Raw genomic sequence first — 24,170 nt, forward strand, 5'->3', positions numbered from 1 at the left:
AGCCAAGGAACATGACGGAGCTGTGCGGGATGGGCTTAACCCGAAGGGAAATGACGGATCGGCGCGGGATGGATTCAACACAAAAGGCAATGACAGAAAGGTCGGGGATGACTGTTCAGGAATGTGGCGCTGGGAGCTCGGCGAGCCGCTATCCCCTGCCGTTTGGCAGGAGCTGATGCGTCAGGCCGGAGGAAGGGCAGTGGGCAGGAGACGTAAGGGCAGTGCTCGGGGAACTTGCGGAGCAGGCCGCGCAGCTGGTGGACAGGCTGCGCGGCAGATCTCTGCTTGCAGCGGAGGTCGACTCGCTGCTGAGCGACCGGGCGTCGGGGCTTGCCGGCGCCTGGCACAGTGCGGCGCAGCTGGCCTACCTGCAGGGCCAGCTGGCGCTCGACGCGGGCGTGGCTGCCGCCAGCCCGCGCAAGGGGCCCCGCGGCGCGCTTCGCGCCGGCCGCGGCCAGGCCCCCCGCTGCCGCCGGTGCGGCAGCGAAGCCACGGGCCGCACGGCCTGCGCCGCGTGCGGTCTCGCGGCCTGCGCCTACTGCGAGGCATGCCTCGCGCTTGGGCGCAGCCGCGCCTGCTCGCTGCTGCTTCGCACAGCAGCGGATCCGGCCGTGCGGGGCACGGCCGGGGAATCCACCGCCGCCGTCGCGGGGCGGTGGGGATTGAGCGCAGCCCAGGGCGATGCCGCCTGGGCTGCGCTGGGGTTCCTGGCGGAGCCGCCCAAAGGGGGCTCCGCAGCAGGCGGCCGCACCGGCTGGATGCGGCCGAGATGGGGTGCCGCGATCAGAGGCGGCACCAGCATCGCGCCCTCCCGCTTCCTCCTGTGGGCCGTGACGGGCGCGGGCAAAACCGAAATGATCTTCCCGCTGCTCGACTCCGTGCTGGCGGTGGGCGGGCGCGTGCTTGTGGCCACGCCGCGCCGGGACGTGGTGCTCGAGCTCGCCCCACGCCTGGCTAAAGCATTCAGCGGTGTCCGGATCGTTACCCTGTACGGCGGCAGCGCCGAGCGCTGGGAGAGCGGCGCCTTAACGCTCGCGACCACCCATCAGCTGATGCGTTTCTATCACGCATTCGACCTGGTAGTGATCGATGAGCTCGACGCATTTCCCTATCATAACGACCCTATGCTGGCCTATGCGGCGCAGCATGCCTGCAAGACTGACGGGAAATTTGTGTACCTGTCGGCGACACCGCCGCGCCCGCTGCAGCGGGAGGTATCCCGGGGCACGCTGCTGCATGCCAAGGTACCCGTCCGGTATCACGGCCACCCGCTGCCCGTGCCGAAGCGGATCGCAATGCGCAGCGTGGAAACCTGCCTGCGGCAGCCGAAGCTGCTGGGGCCACTGGCTGCGGAGCTTCGCCAGTCGATCGACCGGGGAGCGCAGATTTTTTTATTTGTCTCCCGAATACGCCATATCGGACCGCTCGTCGAGATTCTACGCCGCCGGTTCAAAGATATTTCGGTGGAAGGGACATCCTCGGAGGATTCTGGTCGTGGTGAGAAAGTCATGGCTTTTCGAAAGAAGGACATCCGCTTACTCGTCACGACGACCATTCTGGAGCGGGGGGTGACCGTTCCCCGCAGCGATGTGTATATTCTGGACGCAGACAGCAGCCTGTTCGACGACGCATCCCTCGTCCAAATGGCCGGCCGGGCCGGACGGTCTTCCGAGGATCCGGCAGGAAGGGTCATTTTTGCTTCATCTCAGTGGACATTGTCTCAAAAGCTGGCTGTGAGCCAGATCAAGGCGATGAACCGGATTGCCGGCAAGCACGGATATTTAAAGGAGCAGCCTTCTAAGTCATAAGCCGATAGGAGGGATGATAAGTTGAAGTCCAGTAGTTCATTGTTACAGATGATGCAGTATTTGCTATCTCCACCCGGCGAAACGTGCCTGACCTGCGGCAGCGTTAGCCGTCTTGTCCGCGAATGGCCGGGTATTTGCCAATCCTGCGCAGTGGCGATCCCCTGGATTCATAAGCCCCGCTGTCTCTGCTGCGGCCGTGCCATCGGCTGTCCGGACTGTCTGCGGGAAGAGACGAGGCGGCGGTCTTTTGTCTGCAACCGGAGCGCCGTCCAGTATAACGGGATAATGAGGGAATGGCTGGCCCAATATAAGTATCGCGGGCATGAGAAATACGCGGATCTGATTGTCCATATGCTGAATCAAGCTTTTGTGCAGATGCAGGAGGAGTTAGGCATGTTTATGCTTGGCCTTACGTCTGATACCCCAAATCGGCCGTTTCAATCGGATGCCTCTATTGGGTTCTTTTCAACGCTTAGCTCCATGGTTATTTCAAGGGGCGGCTCCGTTTTGCCAGAGATCCCCTTTTTCCATAGATTAAGAGGAAACTCGCAACAGGCTTTATGGAAGCCGGACGTGATTACTTATGTCCCCGTAAGCGACGTCCGGTTGAAGGAACGGGGATTTAATCAGGCGGAGGTGTTGGCGAGAGGGCTTGGAAGCAAGCATCGGATTCCTGTCATGCCGCTTTTGGTCCGCAGGGAGCACACCGCCAAGCAGAGCTATAAGTCCCGCCAGGAGCGGATCGAATCGATGAAGAATGTGTTTGCTGTACATGAGGAGGGGGTGATAGCAGCCTTATCGTTGTATATGCGTACATATGGGAGGCCAACTAATATAAGTCATAGTAATAACGAGATGACTCGTCAAGAAATCTATGGACATGCAGTAACGGCCCAAGATGAGCTTCAGCCCATGCAAATTCTTTTAATAGACGACATTTATACGACAGGGAGCACGATTAATGCGTGTGCAGAGGTGCTGCGGGATACTTTGCACCAAGGATTGGGGCTTGCCTCTGAAGTGTATAGCCTGACATGGGCCAGGTCGTAATAACGACAAAAAATCATGTCAAGATTTACCGAAATTCGTAAATTAAGATGGACGAGGGGAGCCGGAATAAGGTAATCTAGAACCATATCATCATGGCTTGATTTGGTATTCGATAAGGGGAGAGTTATTGTGGAACTTGCGAATTGCCCACGCTGCGGCAGATTGTTTGCTGCCAATTTCAGAGACATTTGCCCGAACTGCATCAAGGAGATCGAACGCGAATATGAGATTTGCGTGGATTATCTGCGGGAGCAGAAGGGTGCCAATATACAGGAGCTGTCGGAAGCCACGGGTGTTTCCGTCAAGCAGATTACGAGTTTTGTCCGTGAGGGCCGGATCTCGGTCGTGAATGCACCGAACTTGATGTATCCGTGCGAGGTTTGCGGTACACTGATTCGTGAGGGGCATATGTGCGACTCTTGCCGCACCCGTCTGACCCGGGAGCTCAGCCAGGCTGCACAAGCAGGCCAAGATCAGGATTCAGGTCCTAGAAAACCGGGTGAAGGTGCCTACCGTGTCGTGGATAAATTCCACAAATAACCGACTGCCGCACTAAAAACGGCAGCAGCTATTAATAATGTTTCAGTGACGACCGATAAACTTAGTAAAGATTATCGGTTGTTTGCATTTTGCATGCGAACGGGCTGACGTGTCGGCTTGGGAAGCCGGGTGAGTACCCGGCAGAGCAGCCCGCATAATGTGAAAGAAGGTGGAAGATATGAAAATTAATGATACCGGCAGAATTGGTGGAGTTAACCCTTATCAACGGAATATGGAGACGCAGCGGCAGGAAACGCAAAAGCCTGCACGCAAGAAGGACCAGGTTTCCATTTCCTCGGAGGCGATTGAAATGCTTGAGGCCCAGAGCCGTGCCAATGACCCGGAGAGAGCGAAGAAGCTCGAGGATCTGAAGCAGAGAATATCCTCCGGCACCTATCAAGTGGATGCTGGTAAACTGGCCGATAAGCTGATGCCCTATTTTAAAGAGTTCCCAAGGAATTAGGTGACCCCATATGTCTGTTCATACTTTAATCGACCTGCTGGAGCAGCTGGATACGGTTCATCACCACATGCTGGACTTGGCTGCGGAGAAGAAGAAAGCCATCATTGCCAATGAAGTAGAGTCTCTCATCAAGATCATGAACCAGGAAGCCAAGCTGGTGAAGCAGATCGAAATTCTCGAACAGAAGCGCGCGGCCTCCGCACAGCAGTATTTACGCGAACGCGGCATCAAGTCGGAATTGAACCTGAATCTGACGGAACTGTCGCGGCTTGTTTTTGACGTGGAAGAGAAGAAGCGGCTGCTTGCCATTCAGGAGAAGCTGTCGGAGACCCTGCAGAAGCTGAAAAGGGCGAACGAGCTGAACCAGAAGCTGATCGAGCAGTCGCTTTCGTTTATAGATTTGTCCCTGGATATTCTGGTCGGCCGACCGAATCAGGATGTCACCTACCACCATCCGGCGGATCGGAGCGGGAACATGGCCCGGAGCGGCCTTTTCGATTCAAGGGCTTAGGTTCTTAGAAGTCTGTTTTTCTAATGAGCATTACGAGTGTCGGGGCTCCCCGCAGATTTTCACATGAACCAACGAAGAAGCAGAGACCCACAACGTGGGGCTATTGAGACATGGGTGAGCCCGGCTCTCCCCCGAACGTGAAGGAGGATTTTGTTGCATGACATCCACATTCCATTCCATCGAGACGGCCAAGCGAAGTCTGTTCACGCAGACCGCTGCACTGGGTACGACCGGCCATAACATCGCCAACGCCAATACGGAGGGCTTCAGCCGGCAAACGGTAAAAATGCAGGCGTCCCGCCCGATTGAGGCTTACGGCATGAACCGCTCCACTGCGCCTGGACAGCTGGGCACAGGGGTTGAATACCAGTCGGTTGAACGGATCCGCGAGAGCTTTCTCGATACGCAGTTCCGCAGCGAAAGCAATGCCAACGGCAGCTGGACGATCAAATCGGACACATTGGACAAGCTGCAGGGTATTTTTAACGAGCCGTCGGACACGGGCATCAGCAAGGTACTCGGCAACTTCTGGAATTCCTGGTCCAACTTGAGCAAAGATCCGGAAAGCGCCGCGGCGCGCAAAGTCGTCAAGGAAAATGCAACGGCCCTGACGGATGCAATGAACTATATGAGCGGGCAATTGGATAAAATGAGCCAGGATTTGACCAACAATGTTGGCGTCAAAGCCAGCGAGGTTCAAAACTACCTGAACTCCATTGCGGACCTGAACCAGTCAATCACGCGGATTGAGGGGCTCGGGGACAACGCCAATGACCTTAGAGACCAACGCGACCTGCTGACGGACAAGCTGTCCAAAATCATAAACATCACGGTCCAGGACACCGACCAGGGCTATAACATTTCGATGGGCGGACAAGCCCTCGTCGAAGGGTTTGCCGTGAGTGCGGATGTGGATGGTACGGGTCCGGATGACCGGGGTGCTTTTCTTGAAGCAGCCTACGCGTCAGGAAATTTGCAGGGCGGAGAAGTTTACGGCATCATTGCGTCCCGCGAAGGCTATGTGAAGGATTACCAGAAGCAGCTCAATGACCTGGCCAACACCTTGGCTAACGGCGATATTCAGATCACAATTCCTAAAGGCAGCGTACTTCCAGCCGGCGTCACCCTCCCGGGCATTACCGGGCGGGTGGTCGATCAGGATACGGTCGTAACCGTCAAAGGCCTGAACGGCCTGCACCAGCTGGGATATACGATGGATGGGACCACCACGGGCGGTCTGCCTTTCTTTGAATCGAGCGACGGTGGTCCGATTACGGCGGGAAATATTCGCCTGAACACGAAGATTGCGGAAGATCCCACCCTGATTGCTACCTCATTGCGAACCGAAGGTTCGGGAACGGACGAGAAGGTTGTCAAAGGAAGCAATACGCTGGCCCTGCTCATGGCTAATATGAAGCAGACCAACTTTACTTCGTCGGACGGCACCCGCTCTACGACGATCGACGGCTATTACAGCTCGATGGTGGGACAGCTGGGGGTACAAGCCCAGGAAGCGAGCCGGCAGACGCAAAACTCGGACATTCTGGTACAGCAGGTCGAGAGCCAGCGCCAATCGGTCAGCGGCGTTTCTCTGGACGAGGAGATGGCGAACCTGATCAAGTTCCAGCATGCGTACGGCGCGTCCGCGCGGTTCATGACCACGTTCGACCAGCTGCTGGATAAACTGATCAACTCTACAGGAACTGTAGGAAGATAACGGTAAAGGTGGGTTAACGAAATGCTTAGAGTGACTTCCAATATGATGAACTCCCAGCTGCTCCTGAACTTGAACCGCAACGCGCGCGAGATGAACAACACGCAGAACCAGCTGGCCACCGGCCGCAAGCTGAATCGTCCTTCGGACGATCCTGTGGGCATTACTTACTCGCTGCGCTACCGTTCGGAGCTGGCTTCCAATGACCAATACACATCCAACGTGGACAGCGCGCTGTCCTGGCTGGATTTTAATGATACAGTGCTCAGCGAAGCTGGAGATGTCGTGCAGCGTCTGCGCGAGCTGACAACCAAAGCGGCGAACGGCACGAATCCGCAGTCGGCCCTGGACAGTATCAAGCAGGAAGTGTCCCAGCTGAAAGAACAGCTGATTGATATTGCAAACAGCAAGCTGAACGGGAAGTATGTTTTTAATGGGGAAGCGTATGACAAGAAGCCGTACGATTTTCCGAAAAACGATGACGGTACCTCCAATACGACCGGTCTGAACGCGGACGGTTCCTCCAATGGCATGGGGATTGCCGATATCGTTACGGATAAGGGCTTCATCAATTTCAGCGTTGGTGAAAGCGTGAAGCTCCCGATCAACATGACCGGTACGGACGTGTTTGGGAACGGGAACGATCCGGATAACATTTTCACCATTATCGAAAATATCAGCAAGAACCTTGACGACGGCAACTTTGCCGGCCTGTCCTCCCAGCTTGAACTGATCGACAGCCGTACCGAGAAAATGCTCACGTCCCGCGCGGAGCTCGGCGCCAAAACGAACCGGATCGAACTGATGCAGGACCGGTTGTCCGATCTGAACATCAACTTGACAGACCTTCAGGCCAAAACCGAAGACGCCGACTACGCGGAGCTGATTATGAACTCCAAAATCCAGGAGAACATTTATAACGCCTCGCTGTCTGCCGGCTCCAAAATCATTCAACCAACTCTGGTTGATTTTCTGAGATAGTATCGTTTGTAGGAGGAAGGTATGGTACAGCCTATTCTGCAAATCCGCCAGACCCGGGCCCAGATTGGGATCGATGCCGACCTGGGCCAGTATTCCATCCGCCAGCCTAAGGCTGACGTGACCATGAACACTACGCCGTCAGAGCTGGAAATTCACCAGTATAAGCCGGAGCTTCATGTGGATCAATCCAAGGCGTTCTCGGCTTTCACCGGCGGCAACTTTATCGATATGAACAGCCGGATCTATTCCGGCTTTCAGGAGCTGTACCTGCAGGGGATTGCCCGAAGGGTCGAGGAGGGTAACCGCGCCGCGGCCATTCATATTGCCAGCAACACGATTGCGAATATTTATGGCGAGGACTGGCAGCCAGTTCCTTTTCCGGAGACGCGCACGCCAGCTTCCATCGATAACGTCGACATCCAGATCGACACGCGTCAGCCGGATATCGAGTTCCGGAAGGCGCATACGGATATTCAGGTGCAGGTGAATCGGCCGGAGATCGAATATACCCGGGGCAAGCTGGACATTTATATGAAGCAGTATGCGTCCGTGCAGTATATCCCGCCGGAGATTGATACCCAGCTCTGATTGGGAAGGCATGAAATGATAGAGTAGACTATAGAGGGGGATTCTTGATCGCCTTCTATAGTTTTCTTTTTATTTAGAGATAAGAAATAATTGAGTCTTTGGACTAAGAAATATCAATCGATGAACAAGGAGTGACCGCCATGATTATACAGACCGCATCCTGGGGAGAGCTCGACATCGCCGAGGAGCAAATTTATCGGTTTCCGAAAGGCATGCCGGGATTCGAGGAGGAAACGGAGTTCGCGCTGATTTCGCTGGAGGAAGGACCTTTTGATTATTTGCAGTCGACGAAGGAGCCGGGCTTTGCTTTTCTGCTGGGAGACCCGTTTGTATATTTTCCACAGTACGAGTTCGACCTGCCGGAGGCGGATACAGAGGAGCTTGATATTCAATCCCAGGTCGTGATTCGCTGCATTATCTCGTTAAAAGAGCAGATAGATCAGTCCACGATGAATTTGCTCGCGCCTATCGTGCTGAACCCTGAGAAGAACCTAGGCAAACAGGTAGTGCTGCATCATTCTCCATATCAGACGCGGCATCCACTTTGGAGCGAAAGCGGCTCCCAACCCTCAGCAAAGGCGGGTGAATAATCGTGCTGGTATTATCTCGTAAGAAAAATGAGTCCATCGTCATTCAGGATCAAATCGAAATCACGATATTGAGCGTGGAGGGAGATACGGTGAGAGTCGGCATTTCCGCTCCGCCGCATATTGATATTTTACGCAAAGAGATCTACCTTTCAATCAAAGAGAGCAACCAGGAGTCGGCGGCACCCGCACCGGCCATGCTGGAAGCCCTCCTGGGAAAATTGCGTGATCGGAATAAAAAATAAAAAAATCACGAGAAAAGTCTAAAAAGAGATGTTCGCTGTGTCGATATATAGTTTAGACGCTGCTTTGGCGGGGCGGCCGACCTTAAAGAGGCAGCGTTACCACATGGACGTGGTACTAACTATATTTCAGGGAGGAAATACCCAATGATTATCAATCACAACATTGCGGCGTTGAATACTCACCGCCAGCTGTCCATTAACACAGCGAACACAAACAAAAATATCGAGAAACTGTCTTCCGGTCTTCGCATCAACCGTGCGGGCGATGACGCTGCCGGCCTGGCAATCTCCGAAAAAATGCGCGGCCAAATCCGCGGTTTGGACCAAGCTTCCCGTAACGCTCAAGACGGCATCTCTTTGATCCAAACAGCTGAGGGCGCTCTGAACGAAACTCACAGCATCCTGCAGCGTATGCGCGAAATCTCCAACCAATCCGCAAACGGAACGAACACGGATACTGACCGTAACGCTCTGCAAGACGAAATGAACCAATTGACTTCCGAAATCAACCGTATCGGTAACACAACTGAGTTCAACACTCAGAAGTTGCTGAATGGTGGTATTGGTGGGAATGAAGGAACTAAGGTAACAAAGGCAACAAGCGCATCTCACACCCTGCAAGGAGCTCTTGCAGATGGAACAATTGGAGATGTGAAAATTAGTGTTGACAATCAAACATTTAGTCTAAAAGATATTGTGATTGACGTTACTGACGCTGCAACTACCGAAGCAAGTCTCCAAAAGATTAAAGATGTTACATCCGGCGGAGTAAAGTTATCTGATGTTGTCAATGTTACTTTGGTAGGTGGGAAACTTAATTTTGAAGCTAAGTCCGAGGGATCCACAAGTACAATTCAATTTTTTGGAGCAGATGACGTTGCTTCTGGTTTGACAGCTGACGGTGACGTTAACGATGGTGGAACACCGGCAAAAGCGGTTCAATTTAAAGGTGATCCTACTACTGTAGAACGTGCCGGCCTTCAAGGTTCCGCTGCTATTGGAGCAGGTGGTCAAACTTCAATTGCTGCAGGCTCTACTTTCAAGGTTACTGTAGGTACTGATAGCCCAGTTGAAGTAAAATTGAACGAAGGTACTACTGCTAAGACATACGACACTAACAATGCTGATGAAAACATTGCAGCCGCAGCTAGACAAGACTTGATTAAAGATGTTAACGCTGCCTTGCAAAAAGCTGGCCTTGATGGTAAAGTAACTGCTTCCCTGTCGAAAGATAACAAAATTCAATTTATCTCTGAAACAGGAAAAGATATCAAGCTTGAAGATGGAACTAACGGTCCTCTCGCAAGTGGAACTGGATTATCCTTTACAACTCCTGCTGATATGACAGCAATCGGTAATGTAGACCAAGTCGTTGGACCTGGTGCACAAGGCTCTGGTTTCAACACTAAATTCCAAATCGGTGCCAACACAGGACAATCGATGTCTCTTTCGATTGACGACATGCGTGCAGCGGCTCTTGGAATCACGGGTAACGCTGGTCAAGCTGGTTTCACGAAAGAAAACTCCGTTACTAACGGAACGAACGACGTGAAAACTGAAGCTGCCCTGAATATCTCTACTGCTGAAGATGCTTCTAAAGCAATCGCAGTTCTGGATAAAGCTACTCAAACCGTTTCCAGTGCACGTTCCAAACTGGGTGCCGTTCAAAACCGTCTGGAGCACACGATCAACAACTTGGGAACAGCTTCTGAGAACCTGACAGCTGCTGAATCCCGTATCCGTGACGTTGATATGGCGAAAGAAATGATGGAACAAACCAAGAACAACATCCTTGCTCAAGCTGCTCAAGCTATGTTGGCCCAAGCGAACCAACAACCACAAGGCGTTCTGCAATTGCTTCGTTAATTTTAAAGTTATTATTAAGAGTTCTGGGATTTTCCCAGGACTCTTTTTTTTATTTTCTACAATTATGCAACATCAACTAAACCTCCAACCGATAGAAGCCGATATATAGTATATATATCCTTTTGTCGGAGGTAGCCAGGATGAATGTACAATTTTCCTTAACCGCGAGTACGTCATCTCAGAACAAAACAGATTCCGTCGCATCCATGAACGCAGCAGCATCCATGATCCGAAACGGTGAAGATCTGGCATTGAAAGAAAAGCAAGGTGTTTCGGTATCAATCGGGGAAGAGCAGCTGATCCGGAACATTGACCGTGCCGTAAAATCTCTTCAAGGGCCGGAGACAACCTTAGATATCAGTATTCACGATAAAACCCATGAAATCATGGTCAAAGTACTCAACAAAGAAACAGGAGAAGTGATCCGAGAAGTCCCGCCGGAGAAAACTTTGGACTTGGTAGCCAAGATGATGGAACTGGCGGGCATTATGATTGACGCTAAAGTGTAAGGAGGAGTTTCAAAAGTGACACTTCGTATAAACGGTTTTTCAGGAATGGATATCGACAGCATGGTCAAGGAATTAATGAATGCTAAACGTGCTCCACTTGATAAATTAAATCAGCAGAAGACATACCTTTCCTGGCAGCGTGATAGCTACAGAGAAATGAACAGCAAGGTTTTTGCATTTAAAACAAAACTATCTGCCACGGACCTCTTTGGAAAAACCAGCAATATGACAGCTCAAACCGCTGTGGTCGATGGGAACAAAGATGCAATTAAGGCTGAGGCATCTGCAAATGCTTCCTCCGTTCCAATGAGTGTTACTGTAACGAAGTTGGCCACCAAAACTGCTGTCCAATCCACAGGCGAAATTGATATTAAACCTGCCTCTGGATCGACAACACCTACAAAAGCAAACCTTAATACTACGATCGGTGAATTAAATGGCTATACGCCGGATACAAATCCAGCACCAACGGATGATAAACCAGAAACATTCCAAATCAAAGTCAATGATATAGAATTTAATTTCTCAACAAAAGATACAATTTCCAGTGTGCTTAGCAAGATCAATAATTCCAGTGCCAACGTAGTAGCGGCCTTTGACGAAGTCAGCGGTAAGTTTTCGATTACTGCTAAAGACTATGGTAGTAACAAGGAAGTTAAAGTCAGTGAAGGTGACTATGGTGGATCAGCTACAAAGACGTCGAGCCTTTTGGGTTTGCTTAATCTTAAGACAGCCGCGGTTCAAAGCGGACAAAACGGTGAAGTCGAAATTAATACCTTGGATTCTAGCGGAAAAGTCGTAGGCACCAATACATTTTCTACTACTGATAATACATTAAAGGTCAACGGAATTAGCTTAACCTTTTTGAAAGAAACTGGGACCAATCCGGCTACCGTAACGACCACTATAGATACAACCAAGGCTGTAGAAACGATCAAATCTTTCATCGATACTTACAACGACCTTCTCAACACCATGAATACCAAGGTGGACGAGGAGAAATACCGTGACTACCCGCCGCTGACTGATGAGCAAAGATCGGCCATGAAGGAAACCGAGATCACAGCCTGGGAAGCTAAAGCGAAAAGTGGCCTTCTAAAAAATGACGACATCCTCAAAGATACGATTACTGCTATGCGCTCTGTCATTAACAACAGCATCGGCCAGCTTAGCTCTCTGGGGATTACAACTGGCCAATACTATGAGGGCGGTAAGCTATATCTTGACGAGGATAAGCTGAAAAAAGCTTTACAAAGCAATCCTCAGCAACTGTCCAATGTGTTTCAAGGTTCAGACGGAATCGTTAACAAGTTGTCCACGACCATGACTAACACGCTTCAAAAGTTCTCCGATCGCGCTGGTACGAACCGCTTCAGCGGGGACCTGAGCGCAGCTTTTAAAGACGAGAGCGTCATGGGCAAACAAATGAAGGAATACACGTCGCGAATCAGCGATTTAATGAAGCGGCTTGATGATCAGGAGACCCGATACTACCAGCAATTTAGCGCGATGGAAACGGCCATGAACCAACTGCAGTCCCAGTCGTCCAGTCTGTTCGGAACTACCCAATAATTTTTTTAGTAAAGGGTGAAGACACTTGATTACATCTCCTTATGAAAAATACCGTCAGTCATCCGTTCAAACCTCTACGCCAGGGCAGCTGCTTCTGATGCTGTATGATGGAGCCATCCGCTTTGTCCGTGCTGGAATCGACAGCTTGCAGAAGAAAGATTTGCAGAAGGCCAATTTGAATTTAGGCAAAAGCCAAAGTATCGTCAACGAGCTGCTGTCTACGCTGGACCGAAGTTATGCGGTTTCGGAAGGGCTCGCATCCTTATATGAATATATTAATCATCTACTGATCGAGTCCAACGTGAAAAAGACAGTGGCACCTGCTGAAGAGGCGCTGGGGTATTTGATGGATCTGCGGGAGACCTTTGCCGAAGCTGCTAAAATGACAGCTGGCAGCTTGAGCCAAGAGACAGCTAATGGATAACTTGATCTCTTCGCTCCAAGCATTAACCGAAAACGTCGTAGCACGCCTGCAGTATACGGCTTATGAGGAGCTGCAGGACTTTGTTCAGGAACGTCAGCAGCTGATTGATGAACTGAACCGGCTCAAGCAGCACACCCCATTTTCACCGAGCCAAGTTAAGCAATTACAAAGCATCTTACAGGCGGATCCGCTCATCCTTAACCGCATGGACCAGCTAAAAATGGAAGCCTCCGACTGGCTTCAGCACAGAGGACAAGCCAAGATGCAGCGGAGCGCTTACGAAGCAGCATACACACCGGATAGCTTTTTGATGGACCAAAGGAAGTAACACATAGCCTGACAACAAAGCCTAATATAGCAAGACACGGGAAAAGACTAGAATCGATATTCTAGTCTTTTTTGTTTTTATTTTTAATTCAACCTAGCAACGAAAAAAAAGATAATAGGAAACAAAAGGAACAAAAGTATAGATTTCCTTTGTCTAAATATGGTAGGATACAAGAAGTGTTAATAGTCTTTAAGTCCTGGTTCTATTGTTATAAGTTTTCTGATTTTTTGAGAAATGGAGGTCAAACAAAGCAATTTCAGATGAAAATAATGTCGATTTACTTCAAATTTTTCGTTTTAACGCATAAACACATAAGTCTATAGGAGGATATTCTAGTGAAAAAAGGTTTGCATGGTACGTTAACCGGATTGCTAGGTTTGGGGATGACTTTGGGTGCTGTTAGTCCCGCATTTGCAGCACAACCTGTAAAAGATATCAATGGTCACTGGGCTGAAAAACAGCTGCAGGAGTGGGTAAACCAAGGGACTTTGAAAGGTTTTGAGGATGGTACGGTCAGACCCAATCAATCGATTACTCGGGCTGAATTTATCGCGTTGGTCAATCGTATTTTTGGATACACCGAATCTGCTCAAGTTCAATTTTCCGATCTGTCCAACAGCAACTGGGCCTATACGGATGTAGCCAAAGCGGTTAGAGCAGGATACGTCCAAGGGTACCAAGATCAGACGATTCACCCTTCTGCTGATGTCACCCGGCAAGAAGCTGCGGCTATGATCGCCAAAGTCGTGGGACTGACCGCGGGACAGACGGATTCGTTGTCCACCTTCAAGGATGCCGATCGCACCTCTGCGTGGAGCAAGCAAGGTGTCGCCGCAGTCCTGGAAAGTAAAATCATGAATGGATACCCGGACCAAACTTTTGAACCGCAGAAAAGTTTAACGAGAGCCGAAGCGGTTGTGCTGATTGACGCAGCCTTTGCAAAGAAAACAGATGAGACCGTGACCTTTGATCAGGCTGGCACCTACGGCGGTAAAGATCAAGAAATCCAGGTTATTCATGGAAACGTTGTCATCGCCGCTCCTGGAATAACACTCCAAAATGTAGAGATCCAAGGCAACCTGACCCTTGCCGAAGGAATTGGCAGCGGAGATGCCACCCTGAGAAACGTCAAAGTTCATGGAACCACAAACGTTCAGGGTGGCGGCGAAAACTCGATCCACTTCGTTGATTCCGTACTGGTGAATATCGTTGTGAACAAAAAGGACGGAACCGTGCGTATTGTGGCTGAAGGTTCCACGGTCACCCAAAGCGTCGTTGTGAAGTCGTCGGCCAAATTGGAAGAAGACCATGCCAGCGGCGAGGGCTTTACAAATGTTGAATTGTCTAAGGAACTCCCGGCACATGCAAAAGTCACACTGAACGGAACATTTGATGATGTTGATGTTTTCGCTGCATCCATTTCTGTTCAATTGGTTAAGGGTTCCATCGAAAATGTTCAAGTTGATGGTTCTGCAGGAAATACATCGATCGAACTGAGCCGTGAAGCGAAAATCGTGAAACTTGTTTTGGATGCGGTAGCGAAACTCCTCGGCTCCGGCCAGATTCAGACCGCAACGATTAACGATGGCGCCAAAGGCTCTATTTTCCAAACTAAACCGAACCAAACGGAAGGTTCTCAAAAAGATTCCATCCAAGTATCGTCACCAACATCCTCTAGCAATTCCGGTGGCTCCAGTAGTGGGGGCAGCAGCGGCGGATCTTCCGGCGGATCGAATGGCGGAGGGAATAATGGTGGGGGAACGACGACTCCGACGGATACAGTAGCTCCTGTTATTACCCTGAAAGGTGAGTCTACCGTAACTCTGGCATATGGCGCAGAATATTTCGATGAAGGTGTTACCATTACGGATAACAAAGATACTGGTTTGAAAGCAAATGTCACTTATTCCAAGGACGGTAAGGTTGTAGATAAGATTGATACGGAAGTAGCTGGTACCTACACGATTCACTACAACGTGAGCGATGCAGCAGGGAATAGAGCGAAAGAAGTGACTAGAAACGTTGTGGTTGATGCTGCGAATACGATTCGTGTTAGCACTCTGGATGAGCTGAATGCAGCCCTAGCAGATGAAGCAAAAGCAACGATAATCCTTTCGGCGAATATTGAAACCGATAAGAAAATCACAGTTACTCGGAAGGTATCTATTAATGGAGGAAACCATAGCATTACGTTTAAGGGGGATGCTGCTGACTGGCAAGGCAACTACGTTCTGCACGTCTACAACACTTCAGGCGTAACGATCAGCGACCTCAATTTAACAGGTGGAGACGCTGGGTTGCTGGTGAATGGATCTGACGTAACTTTAGAAGGTGACCTTAATCTAGGCGGAAACGAATTTGGCGGTATCGAGGTATCTAAAGGTACAGCTTCGGGGCTTAATAATTCCGTGTTAAATGTGGTTGGAACTTTAACCAACGAAACGGAGTCCTATGGCAAACCTACCATTTGGGTCATCGATGGCCAAGGTGAAGTAGATAATAGTCCTGCAACGAGCACCACTACAATTGAGCCGGGACAAACACAGTATTATCTAGAAGCAATCCATGGATCACCGGTAATTACAAGTACGATTAAGGATGCGGCGTATACTGATGTCGAACAGGTCGTGGAGGTTAGTACTGCAGCCAATGGGAAAGCAGGTTCAAATGTAAAAGTGGTCATCACGCTTGATGACTCAACCCAAGCTGGAAATCTAGATCTTCAATACTTTGAAGTCAATGACCGAAACTACCATCCGTTGAACTTTAATAGTGGAGTAGCCGTCTACGGACCTGCTTCCGGATTTCCGCTTAAGGATGCTACGAGCAAGTTTAAAGTTACGTATAACCAAGAAGGCACGTATGGCTACAAGCTTGAATTGGTTGAAGTCGAAAGTAGTAAGGTGCTCGCAACTTCTAAACACGAGGTAGTTGTAACGGAAGCGCCAAAACCGGAGGATTTTGTTATTGCTCAAGATTTTGGATACTGGGTGGATTACCAAGCGTATAATGTTGGCTTCCAACTTCAGCTAAACAATATTAGCTATGACGACATTGGAAAAATCGAAGTGGCTCTAGAAGATGAGGAAGGTAAGACATTAGCGACCCGCACGGCAACGGGCGCCCAAATTGAAAAACTGGCATCGGATGATATGGAATATGGTGATCTAGACGGTCAATTAAGCGCAGCTTTCACAGATCGTGAAAAAGCAGGCTCCAACGATTGGTGGTACAGCACTCCGTATGATATTACACAAAAACCGTTTAAAGCAAAAATTACAATCACATTAAAAAATGGAGAAAGTTATTCAGTCTACAATACGATCTTGAGTGGGGAATATGTTCCTGAAACCCCAGAAGAGCCCCTAGTGACTGGCGAACAACAAGTGCCCGAAGAACCACAACAACCACAAGACACTCAACCGACCGAAGAGCAACAAGGGCCGCAAGACACATAAGAACTGGGAACAAATAATTAATTATTTTCCCGTTTCACTCGTATTAAATCCGTTTAATACAGCATATAAATGATTACGTATCGACATTCCGAATAGCCAGTTGGTTGGAATTTTATACAATTAAACCCCTTTCCATTCCAATTGACAATGGACAAGTTTGGGTGGTATATTCAGGAATGTGGGCGTAAGTCACACTTTATTTGACGACGAAGGGAATGTTAGTGCATGCAAGGTAAAGTTAAATGGTTCAACGCAGAAAAAGGTTATGGCTTCATCGAGACTGCTGAAGGTGGCGACGTATTCGTACACTTCTCCGCAATCCAATCTGATGGCTTCAAGACTTTGGAAGAAGGTCAAGACGTTGAATTCGACATCGTCGAAGGCGCTCGTGGACCGCAAGCAGCTAACGTAACGAAATTATAATCATCCGGCAAGGCCGACCTACATATACGGTTCGATGGTTAAGTAATTGAAGAACGGTAGCGATAAGACCCTGGATCTCCAGGGTCTTTCTTTGCGTTCCGGCAGATTTTACCACGATCGAACCTGTTTCATTTCCTCCTATGCGGTTAAGGAATTTTACCCTGCTTTAGGCGGACAGCGGGGGTGAGTAAAGGGCTTTCATTTGGCGGACAGCCGCCCGAAAACGCCTTTTTACTTAGCGTTAACAATTGTGATATAATGGAACTGCAAAGGAGGAGTGCCCTATGAATTTAGCTATTCGAGGTCAACAAATCGAGGTTACTGACGCTTTGAAGGACTATGTCGACAAGAAGCTCAGCAGGCTTGAGAAGTATTTCGATGCACCCCCCGCCTCAGAAGGAAATGTGACACTTGGAGTTACTCGAGGTTTGCACAGCGTGGAGGTAACGATTCCGCTTCCTGGAGTGATGCTCCGGGCCGAAGACCGCAGCGATGACATGTATGCATCCATTGATGCCGTCGTGGACAAGCTGGAACGCCAAATCCGCAAACACAAGACCAAGCTCAACCGCAAGTTCCGCCAGGAAGGAAGCCTGAAGATGCTGTTCACGGAAGAAGCAGCGACCGGTACCGGCCTGCTGCCGACGATGACGGAGGAAGAGCACGACGATCTGGAAGTGGTCCGCACGAAGCGCTTCACCCTGAAGCCGATGGACGTGGAAGAAGCCATTTTGCAGATGAACATGGTCGGACATAATTTCTTTGTTTTTTCGAACATTGATACTCAGGAAGTGAATGTCGTTTACAAACGGAATGATGGAAAATACGGTTTGATCGAGCAAAATGAAGGTCGCGCGTATTAACAAATTGATGGTCCGTTGTAACAATTTTCATGGTTATGTAAATATTTATTGAGTTTCGAGTAAAAAAAGAGCCCTTGTCCTGCAACGGATGGGGCTCTTCGTGCGTATATAAATAGAGGCCGTTTGTAAGGCCTGTAAGTTGTTGCGGCATCTCTTACAAACTGTTACAATTTATGCAAACCCGTTTTTATTCTAATTACCGGTTTGAACACGATTGGAATGAACTTCAAGCAGTTGCATTTTGTCTGTATGAAGCCGATTCTGTCCGGATCAATTTCAACAAGCAGCAGATCTTCAATACTCCTGTATGAATCGATTCTTTATGAATCCTTCTCATTCAGCCGGTGTCTGTGTGAATTGGTTCATGAAGAATCTATTTCATTTGAACATAACCCTGAAATAACTGAAGTTGATTCTAACAATTGTTTTGCGCGAAAGGGGTTAACCATGCTAGGTATTGTCAAAAAAATCTTCGGTGACGTCAACGATCGTGAGGTCAAGCGTCTGATGAAGACGGTTGATCAGATCAACAAATTAGAGCCGGAATTCGTCAACCTTTCCGATGAGCAGCTGAAAGGGAAGACAGCGGAGTTCCGTGCGCGTCTGGAGAAGGGTGAAACCCTCGATGATCTTTTGCCTGAAGCGTTTGCCACCGTACGCGAAGCATCCAAGCGCGTGCTCGGTAAGCGTCATTACGACGTTCAGCTGGTTGGCGGCATGACGCTGCACGAAGGCAAGATCGCCGAAATGAAGACCGGTGAAGGGAAGACGCTGGTAGGTACCCTGCCGGTATACCTGAACGCCCTGCTCGGCAAAGGTGTGCACGTGGTCACCGTCAACGACTATCTCGCTCAGCGGGACAGCGCGGAAATGGGACAAATTTACGAATTCCTGGGCATGACCGTCGGGGTGAACCTGAGCGGCATGGACCATGCGGATAAACAAGTGGCATATGCCTGTGATATTACGTACGGTACGAACAACGAGTTCGGTTTCGACTACCTGCGTGACAACATGGTGCTGTATAAGGAACAAATGGTGCAGCGCCCGCTGTACTTCTGTACGATTGACGAAGTGGACTCGATCCTAATCGATGAGGCGCGTACGCCGCTGATCATCTCAGGACAAGCCCAGAAGTCGACGGAGCTGTATTACGTAGCGGACCGCTTTGTGAAGCAGCTGCAGAAGGAAGAAGACTATACGGTTGATATCAAGGTCAAATCCGTTGCTTTGACGGAAAAGGGTGTCGCCAAAGCGGAACGCGCTTTTGGCATCGAGAACCTTTATGACCACAGCCATATCACGCTGAACCACCACATTGTGCAGGCGCTGAAAGCGAACGTTATTATGCGCCGCGACGTCGACTACGTCGTAACGGAGGACGAAGTAGTGATCGTCGACGAGTTTACGGGCCGCCTGATGGCCGGACGCCGTTACAGCGACGGTCTGCACCAGGCAATCGAAGCGAAGGAAGGCATCGAGGTGCAGAACGAGAGCATGACGCTCGCGACGATTACCTTCCAGAACTACTTCCGGATGTACCGCAAGTTGGCCGGCATGACCGGTACGGCGAAGACGGAGGAAGAAGAATTCAAGAAAATTTACGGACTGGAGGTTATCCAGGTACCGACAAACAAGCCGAACCAACGGAACGACATGCCGGACATCGTGTACAAGAGCGTGAACGGCAAGTTCAAGGCGGTTGTCGACGAGATCGTGGAACGCCACAAAAAGAACCAGCCGGTGCTGGTTGGTACGGTATCCATCGAGAACTCCGAGCTGATTTCGGAAATGCTGAAGCGCAAGGGCATCAAGCACCAGGTGCTGAACGCCAAATACCATGCCGAAGAAGCGGACATTATCTCCCGCGCCGGTCAGCCGGGTACGGTAACGATCGCCACCAACATGGCTGGACGGGGTACCGATATTTTGCTCGGTGAAGGTGTGGCTGATGTGGGCGGTCTGCATATCATTGGTACGGAGCGCCACGAATCCCGCCGGATCGATAACCAGCTGCGCGGCCGTGCCGGACGCCAGGGCGACCCGGGCTCGACGCAGTTCTACCTGTCGCTGGGCGATGAGCTCATGAAGCGGTTTGGCGCCGACAACGTGCTGAACATGATGGAACGCCTCGGTTTCGAGGAAGACCAGCCGATTGAGAGCAAGATGATTACCCGTGCGGTCGAATCCGCGCAAAAACGCGTCGAAGGCAACAACTTCGACCTGCGGAAGGTCGTTCTCCAATACGACGACGTCATGAACCAGCAGCGGGAGATCATCTACAAGCAGCGCCGTGAAATCATGGAATCCGACAACATCAAGGATATCGTCATGGAGATGATCAAGCCGGTCATTGACCGTGCGGTGGAAGTGCACTGTTCCGACGATATTCCGGAAAACTGGGAACTCCAGGAAGTGGCTGATTATGTGAACAGCAAGCTCCTTGACGAAGGCACGATTACCCGCGACGATCTGTGGGGCAAAGAGGTTGAGGAGATTGAAGAGTTTATCTTCGATAAGGTGAAGAAGAAGTACGACGAACGCGAAGAGCGGATCGGTTCCGAGCTGGTACGTGAGTTCGAGAAAGTTATCGTGCTTCGCTCCGTCGACAGCAAGTGGATGGACCACATCGACGCGATGGATCAGCTTCGTCAAGGTATCCACCTCCGTGCTTACGGCGGTACGGATCCGCTTCGTGAATACCAGTTCGAGGGCTTCGAGATGTTCAACACGATGACGGCCAGCATCCAGGAGGAAGTGGCCATGTACGTGATGAAAGCCCATATCGAAGCGAACCAGGAGCGCCAGGCGGTCGTGGAAGAGAGCAAGGTATCCACGAATGGCGAGCCGACCGAGAAGAAGCCGGTGCAAGTCGGCGAACAGATCGGACGCAATGATTTGTGCCCTTGCGGCAGCGGCAAGAAGTACAAACACTGCCACGGCCAAGAAGCATAAGATAATATAGAAGCCAATGGTACAATGATTCATACAACAGCCGTTTCTTAGGCAACCCTAAGAAGCGGAGCCAAAGCTCCCTTAAACCGGGAGACCCGTAGCGGCGCTGCTCTGAAGAGGAGGGTGGCCGCAGGGTCTTTCCGCTTAAGGGAGTTTATGTCGATAAAGAGGTGAAGAGTAAACCATGTTAGATCCAAGCGTTAAGCACGACCTGCGGGAAATCGCAACGAAACTCACCAATCTTAGGGGGTCTCTTTGACTTAGATCTGAAGCAGGAAATGATCGCAAACTTCGAAGAGAAAATGTCCGCCCCTGATTTTTGGGATGACAACGAAAAGGCTCAATCGGTCATCGCAGAAATGAACGCTGTGAAGTCGTCGGTTGACGAGTATGAGAAGCTGCAGCAGGAATACGACGACGCCTCGATGATGGCGGAGCTGGCCGACGAGGAAGGCGACGAATCGCTGGCCGCCGAAATCGCCGAGGCGGTGGAGTCGTTAACCAAGAAGCTGGACGATTTTGAGCTCAAGCTGCTGCTGAATCAGCCTTATGATAAAATGAACGCCATTCTCGAGCTTCACCCGGGTGCGGGCGGCACCGAGTCCCAGGATTGGGGACAGATGCTGCTGCGGATGTACACCCGCTGGGCAGAGAAGCATGGATTCAAAGTCGAAACTCTGGACTATCTGCCGGGTGACGAGGCCGGGATCAAGAGCGTTACGCTGCTGATCAAAGGCTTTAACGCTTACGGATATCTGAAAGCCGAGAAGGGCGTGCACCGTCTGGTGCGCATCTCGCCGTTCGACTCGTCTGGACGCCGCCATACATCGTTCGTCTCCTGCGATGTCGTGCCGGAGATTACCGAGGACGTCGACGTGGAGATCCGGACAGAGGATCTCAAGATCGATACGTACCGGGCCAGCGGCGCCGGTGGTCAGCACATTAACACGACGGACTCCGCGGTACGGATTACCCACCTCCCGACGGGCGTGGTCGTGACCTGTCAGAACGAACGCTCGCAGATCAAAAACCGGGAGCGCGCGATGACGATGCTTCGATCGAAGTTGTACGAGCGCAAACTCGAAGAGCAGCAAAAACAGCTGGATGAAATCCGAGGGGAACAGTCGGATATTGCCTGGGGCAGCCAGATTCGCTCCTACGTGTTTCATCCCTATAGTATGGTAAAGGACCACCGTACCTCAGTGGAAACCGGCAATGTCGGCGCTGTCATGGACGGGGACCTGGATCCTTTCATTGATGGTTATTTGCGCAGCCAAATTAAGGTGGAAACCGAATAAAACCAAGTGAATTCCTACACGCTATTCGTGTAGGAATTTTTTGGTGTAATGGACTGATTTTAGCACTTTGGAAAGGCTTGGCTGCTGGATGTTGATTTATATTTTAGGTAAGGAGAGAAAATTGTTCATGTCTCAGAAGTCATCGAACCGCAGAAAGGCATCGCTGCCTATGAGCGGACCCCGGCGCCATGTGGTGGACACCCTGCTCATCATTATCGGTTCCTTTATTATCGCTTTAGGATTTAATTTGTTTTTCCTGCCGAACGGGATCGCTTCCGGCGGGGTATCCGGGATTTCCGTATTGACCGAAGCCTGGTTTGGCATGGAGCCGGCCTTTACCCAATGGGCCCTCAACATCCCGCTGTTTATCCTAGGCATCCTGCTGCTCGGAAAAAATTACGGCATCCGCTCGCTGCTGGGCAGCGTGGTGCTGCCTTTGTTCGTCTATCTGACGAAGGACTGGCCGCTGCCGACGAGCAACCCGCTGCTCGCTTCGATTTACGGCGGGATCGCGGTCGGCCTCGGCATCGGGATCGTGTACCGGGGACGGGGCTCTACCGGCGGACTGACGACGCTGGCTCAAATTATCCAGAAGTACAGCGGACTGAGCTTCTCCCTGTGCGTTGTGATCTTGGACGGATCGGTCATCCTTTTGGCCGCTTGCACGCTGTCGCTGGAGAAGGCGCTGTATGCGCTGGTGGGACTGTATGTCACCGGCAAGGTGATCGACGCCATTGAGCTCGGTTTCAACTACTCGAAGGTGGCTTATATCATCTCGGACCATATCGAGCCGATAACGGCGGCAGTGCTGAAGGATCTGGACCGCGGCTGTACCAAGCTAAACGCCACCGGCGGTTATACCGGGACGGACCGGACCGTGCTGATGGTCGTCATCGGCCAGAGCGAAACGACCCGGCTGAAAACGCTGGTGCAGTCGGTGGATCCGGAGGCCTTTGTTATCATCAGCAATGCACATGAGGTGCTGGGCGAGGGCTTTAAGCTGCAGGGCAGCTGAGCATTTTTTTTCACAACCCATCATAGCTTAATAATGAACAACAAAAAGAGGCGAACAGTTATCCATGCGGACTGGGCAGCCTCTTTTTCATTATGAAATGGTCGGAGGGAATGGTTAGATGGCACAGCGGAGACCCGAGATCGCAAACCAGGGGAATTACGGGATTGATGCCCCAACTGTCATTCGGAATTTGGCCTGGATCGGCGTCCTGCCGGTCGTTGCCGGCATCCTGCTCCTGTGTTTGCATGGGGTGGTTTGGTCCATCGCGGCGGGATTGCTTTTTCTCGGCGGCCTTGTGTGCTGGGTGGAAGTCCTCCTGATGCTGTGGAGCAGCAAGTGGGGAAAAGGGATCGTCATCCGGAAACTCATCGAACAGCTGGATATCGGCGAGCACGACAGAATCTTGGATGTCGGATGCGGCAGAGGTTTCGTGCTGAATGCTCTGGCGAAGCAGATCTCCAGTGGGAAAGCCATAGGCATCGACATATGGAATCCCCGGGACCAATCCGGGAATGATCCGAAGGTGACGCTGCACAATGCAGAGCTGGAAGGTATTCGAAGCCGGGTTGAAGTGATCCATGCGGATGCGCGGAAGCTTCCTTTTGATAACGATACGTTCGATAAGGTCGTTTCCAGCCTGGTGATTCATAATATTCAGGAGCCGAAGGAAAGGCGGAAGGCCATCGAAGAAATGGTGCGGGTATTAAAAGGAGGTGGCCAAGCAGCGATCCTGGATTTCCAGCACGCCCGGGAATATGCACGGTACATGGCCGATTCCGGCTTGCGGGATGTACGGATATCCGCATTGTACGTTCAGATGTTCCCGCCCGTCCGAATCGTCACCGGCATCAAAAAATAAACGACTGTCACACAAACAAGGGCGGTTCGGGATCAACGCATGAATCACTCCATAGAAAATGAATCTGGTCGGACCTTGAACAGGGTCTTTTTTTCTTGGAGATCGAAAGGTAC

At 50.8% G+C, this 24,170-nt stretch carries 21 protein-coding genes and 1 pseudogene; all 22 read left to right on the top strand.

What is annotated here, in order from left to right:
* Nucleotides 1-314: 314 nt before the first annotated feature.
* Nucleotides 315-1,808: pseudogene (locus tag ABIE48_RS33715) on the top strand (helicase-related protein); the annotation flags it as partial.
* 21 nt (nucleotides 1,809-1,829) lie between these two features.
* Nucleotides 1,830-2,858: a ComFC family protein gene (locus tag ABIE48_RS33720; RefSeq protein WP_354520512.1), complete on the top strand. Its 1,029-nt coding sequence runs from the start codon at nucleotides 1,830-1,832 to the stop codon at nucleotides 2,856-2,858.
* Between the two features lie 129 nt (nucleotides 2,859-2,987).
* A complete protein-coding gene (locus tag ABIE48_RS33725; protein WP_116233491.1) occupies nucleotides 2,988-3,398 on the top strand; it encodes a TIGR03826 family flagellar region protein in 411 nt (136 codons plus the stop codon).
* 178 nt (nucleotides 3,399-3,576) lie between these two features.
* Entirely contained in the window at nucleotides 3,577-3,861 is a 285-nt protein-coding gene (gene flgM, locus ABIE48_RS33730; RefSeq protein WP_192716683.1) for a flagellar biosynthesis anti-sigma factor FlgM, read from the top strand.
* Between the two features lie 10 nt (nucleotides 3,862-3,871).
* Nucleotides 3,872-4,372, top strand: a complete 501-nt coding sequence (locus ABIE48_RS33735) for a flagellar protein FlgN (protein ID WP_192716682.1) — start codon at nucleotides 3,872-3,874, stop codon at nucleotides 4,370-4,372.
* A 157-nt stretch (nucleotides 4,373-4,529) separates the two neighbouring features.
* Nucleotides 4,530-6,089: a flagellar hook-associated protein FlgK gene (gene flgK / locus ABIE48_RS33740; protein WP_192716681.1), complete on the top strand. Its 1,560-nt coding sequence runs from the start codon at nucleotides 4,530-4,532 to the stop codon at nucleotides 6,087-6,089.
* A gap of 21 nt (nucleotides 6,090-6,110) precedes the next feature.
* A complete protein-coding gene (flgL, locus tag ABIE48_RS33745; RefSeq protein WP_192716680.1) occupies nucleotides 6,111-7,067 on the top strand; it encodes a flagellar hook-associated protein FlgL in 957 nt (318 codons plus the stop codon).
* A 21-nt stretch (nucleotides 7,068-7,088) separates the two neighbouring features.
* Nucleotides 7,089-7,655 (top strand): DUF6470 family protein, encoded by a 567-nt coding sequence (locus tag ABIE48_RS33750; RefSeq protein WP_192716679.1) that lies wholly within the window; start codon nucleotides 7,089-7,091, stop codon nucleotides 7,653-7,655.
* A gap of 140 nt (nucleotides 7,656-7,795) precedes the next feature.
* The gene (fliW, locus tag ABIE48_RS33755) at nucleotides 7,796-8,245 is read left to right on the top strand and encodes a flagellar assembly protein FliW (protein WP_192716678.1); all 450 of its coding nucleotides are present in this window, start codon (nucleotides 7,796-7,798) and stop codon (nucleotides 8,243-8,245) included.
* Nucleotides 8,246-8,247: 2 nt separating this feature from the next.
* The gene (csrA, locus tag ABIE48_RS33760; RefSeq protein ID WP_192716677.1) at nucleotides 8,248-8,487 is read left to right on the top strand and encodes a carbon storage regulator CsrA; all 240 of its coding nucleotides are present in this window, start codon (nucleotides 8,248-8,250) and stop codon (nucleotides 8,485-8,487) included.
* A 144-nt stretch (nucleotides 8,488-8,631) separates the two neighbouring features.
* Nucleotides 8,632-10,353 carry a flagellin N-terminal helical domain-containing protein gene (locus tag ABIE48_RS33765; RefSeq protein WP_192716676.1) on the top strand — a complete coding sequence of 574 codons (1,722 nt, stop codon included), beginning with the start codon at nucleotides 8,632-8,634 and terminating at the stop codon, nucleotides 10,351-10,353.
* A gap of 140 nt (nucleotides 10,354-10,493) precedes the next feature.
* Nucleotides 10,494-10,862, top strand: coding sequence for a flagellar protein FlaG (locus ABIE48_RS33770; RefSeq protein WP_192716675.1), 369 nt, complete (start codon nucleotides 10,494-10,496; stop codon nucleotides 10,860-10,862).
* Nucleotides 10,863-10,877: 15 nt separating this feature from the next.
* Nucleotides 10,878-12,434 (top strand): flagellar filament capping protein FliD, encoded by a 1,557-nt coding sequence (gene fliD, locus ABIE48_RS33775; protein ID WP_354520517.1) that lies wholly within the window; start codon nucleotides 10,878-10,880, stop codon nucleotides 12,432-12,434.
* 25 nt (nucleotides 12,435-12,459) lie between these two features.
* On the top strand, nucleotides 12,460-12,858 hold the full coding sequence (gene fliS / locus ABIE48_RS33780) for a flagellar export chaperone FliS (RefSeq protein ID WP_152399990.1): 399 nt from the start codon (nucleotides 12,460-12,462) through the stop codon (nucleotides 12,856-12,858).
* Nucleotides 12,851-13,186, top strand: a complete 336-nt coding sequence (gene fliT / locus ABIE48_RS33785) for a flagellar protein FliT (RefSeq protein ID WP_192716674.1) — start codon at nucleotides 12,851-12,853, stop codon at nucleotides 13,184-13,186. The genes fliS and fliT overlap by 8 nt, the downstream gene beginning before the upstream one ends.
* 335 nt (nucleotides 13,187-13,521) lie before the next feature.
* Nucleotides 13,522-16,644: an S-layer homology domain-containing protein gene (locus ABIE48_RS33790; protein ID WP_192716673.1), complete on the top strand. Its 3,123-nt coding sequence runs from the start codon at nucleotides 13,522-13,524 to the stop codon at nucleotides 16,642-16,644.
* Nucleotides 16,645-16,869: 225 nt separating this feature from the next.
* Nucleotides 16,870-17,067 carry a cold shock domain-containing protein gene (locus ABIE48_RS33795; RefSeq protein WP_105444831.1) on the top strand — a complete coding sequence of 66 codons (198 nt, stop codon included), beginning with the start codon at nucleotides 16,870-16,872 and terminating at the stop codon, nucleotides 17,065-17,067.
* A 284-nt stretch (nucleotides 17,068-17,351) separates the two neighbouring features.
* On the top strand, nucleotides 17,352-17,930 hold the full coding sequence (gene hpf, locus ABIE48_RS33800; protein WP_145028133.1) for a ribosome hibernation-promoting factor, HPF/YfiA family: 579 nt from the start codon (nucleotides 17,352-17,354) through the stop codon (nucleotides 17,928-17,930).
* 447 nt (nucleotides 17,931-18,377) lie between these two features.
* Nucleotides 18,378-20,885: a preprotein translocase subunit SecA gene (gene secA, locus ABIE48_RS33805; RefSeq protein ID WP_145162956.1), complete on the top strand. Its 2,508-nt coding sequence runs from the start codon at nucleotides 18,378-18,380 to the stop codon at nucleotides 20,883-20,885.
* A 184-nt stretch (nucleotides 20,886-21,069) separates the two neighbouring features.
* Nucleotides 21,070-22,183 (top strand): peptide chain release factor 2 gene (prfB, locus tag ABIE48_RS33810; protein ID WP_192716672.1). Its coding sequence is split into 2 segments (ribosomal slippage): nucleotides 21,070-21,141 and nucleotides 21,143-22,183, totalling 1,113 coding nucleotides; the frame shifts between segments, so codons are not numbered across the junction.
* 127 nt (nucleotides 22,184-22,310) lie between these two features.
* Complete coding sequence (locus tag ABIE48_RS33815) at nucleotides 22,311-23,198, top strand: YitT family protein (RefSeq protein WP_145028139.1); 888 nt, start codon at nucleotides 22,311-22,313, stop codon at nucleotides 23,196-23,198.
* A gap of 118 nt (nucleotides 23,199-23,316) precedes the next feature.
* A complete protein-coding gene (locus tag ABIE48_RS33820) occupies nucleotides 23,317-24,057 on the top strand; it encodes a class I SAM-dependent methyltransferase (protein ID WP_192716671.1) in 741 nt (246 codons plus the stop codon).
* The last annotated feature ends 113 nt before the right edge of the window (nucleotides 24,058-24,170 follow it).

The sequence above is a fragment of the Paenibacillus sp. OAE614 genome (genome assembly GCF_040546645.1).
Classification (GTDB): domain Bacteria; phylum Bacillota; class Bacilli; order Paenibacillales; family Paenibacillaceae; genus Paenibacillus_AQ; species Paenibacillus_AQ favisporus.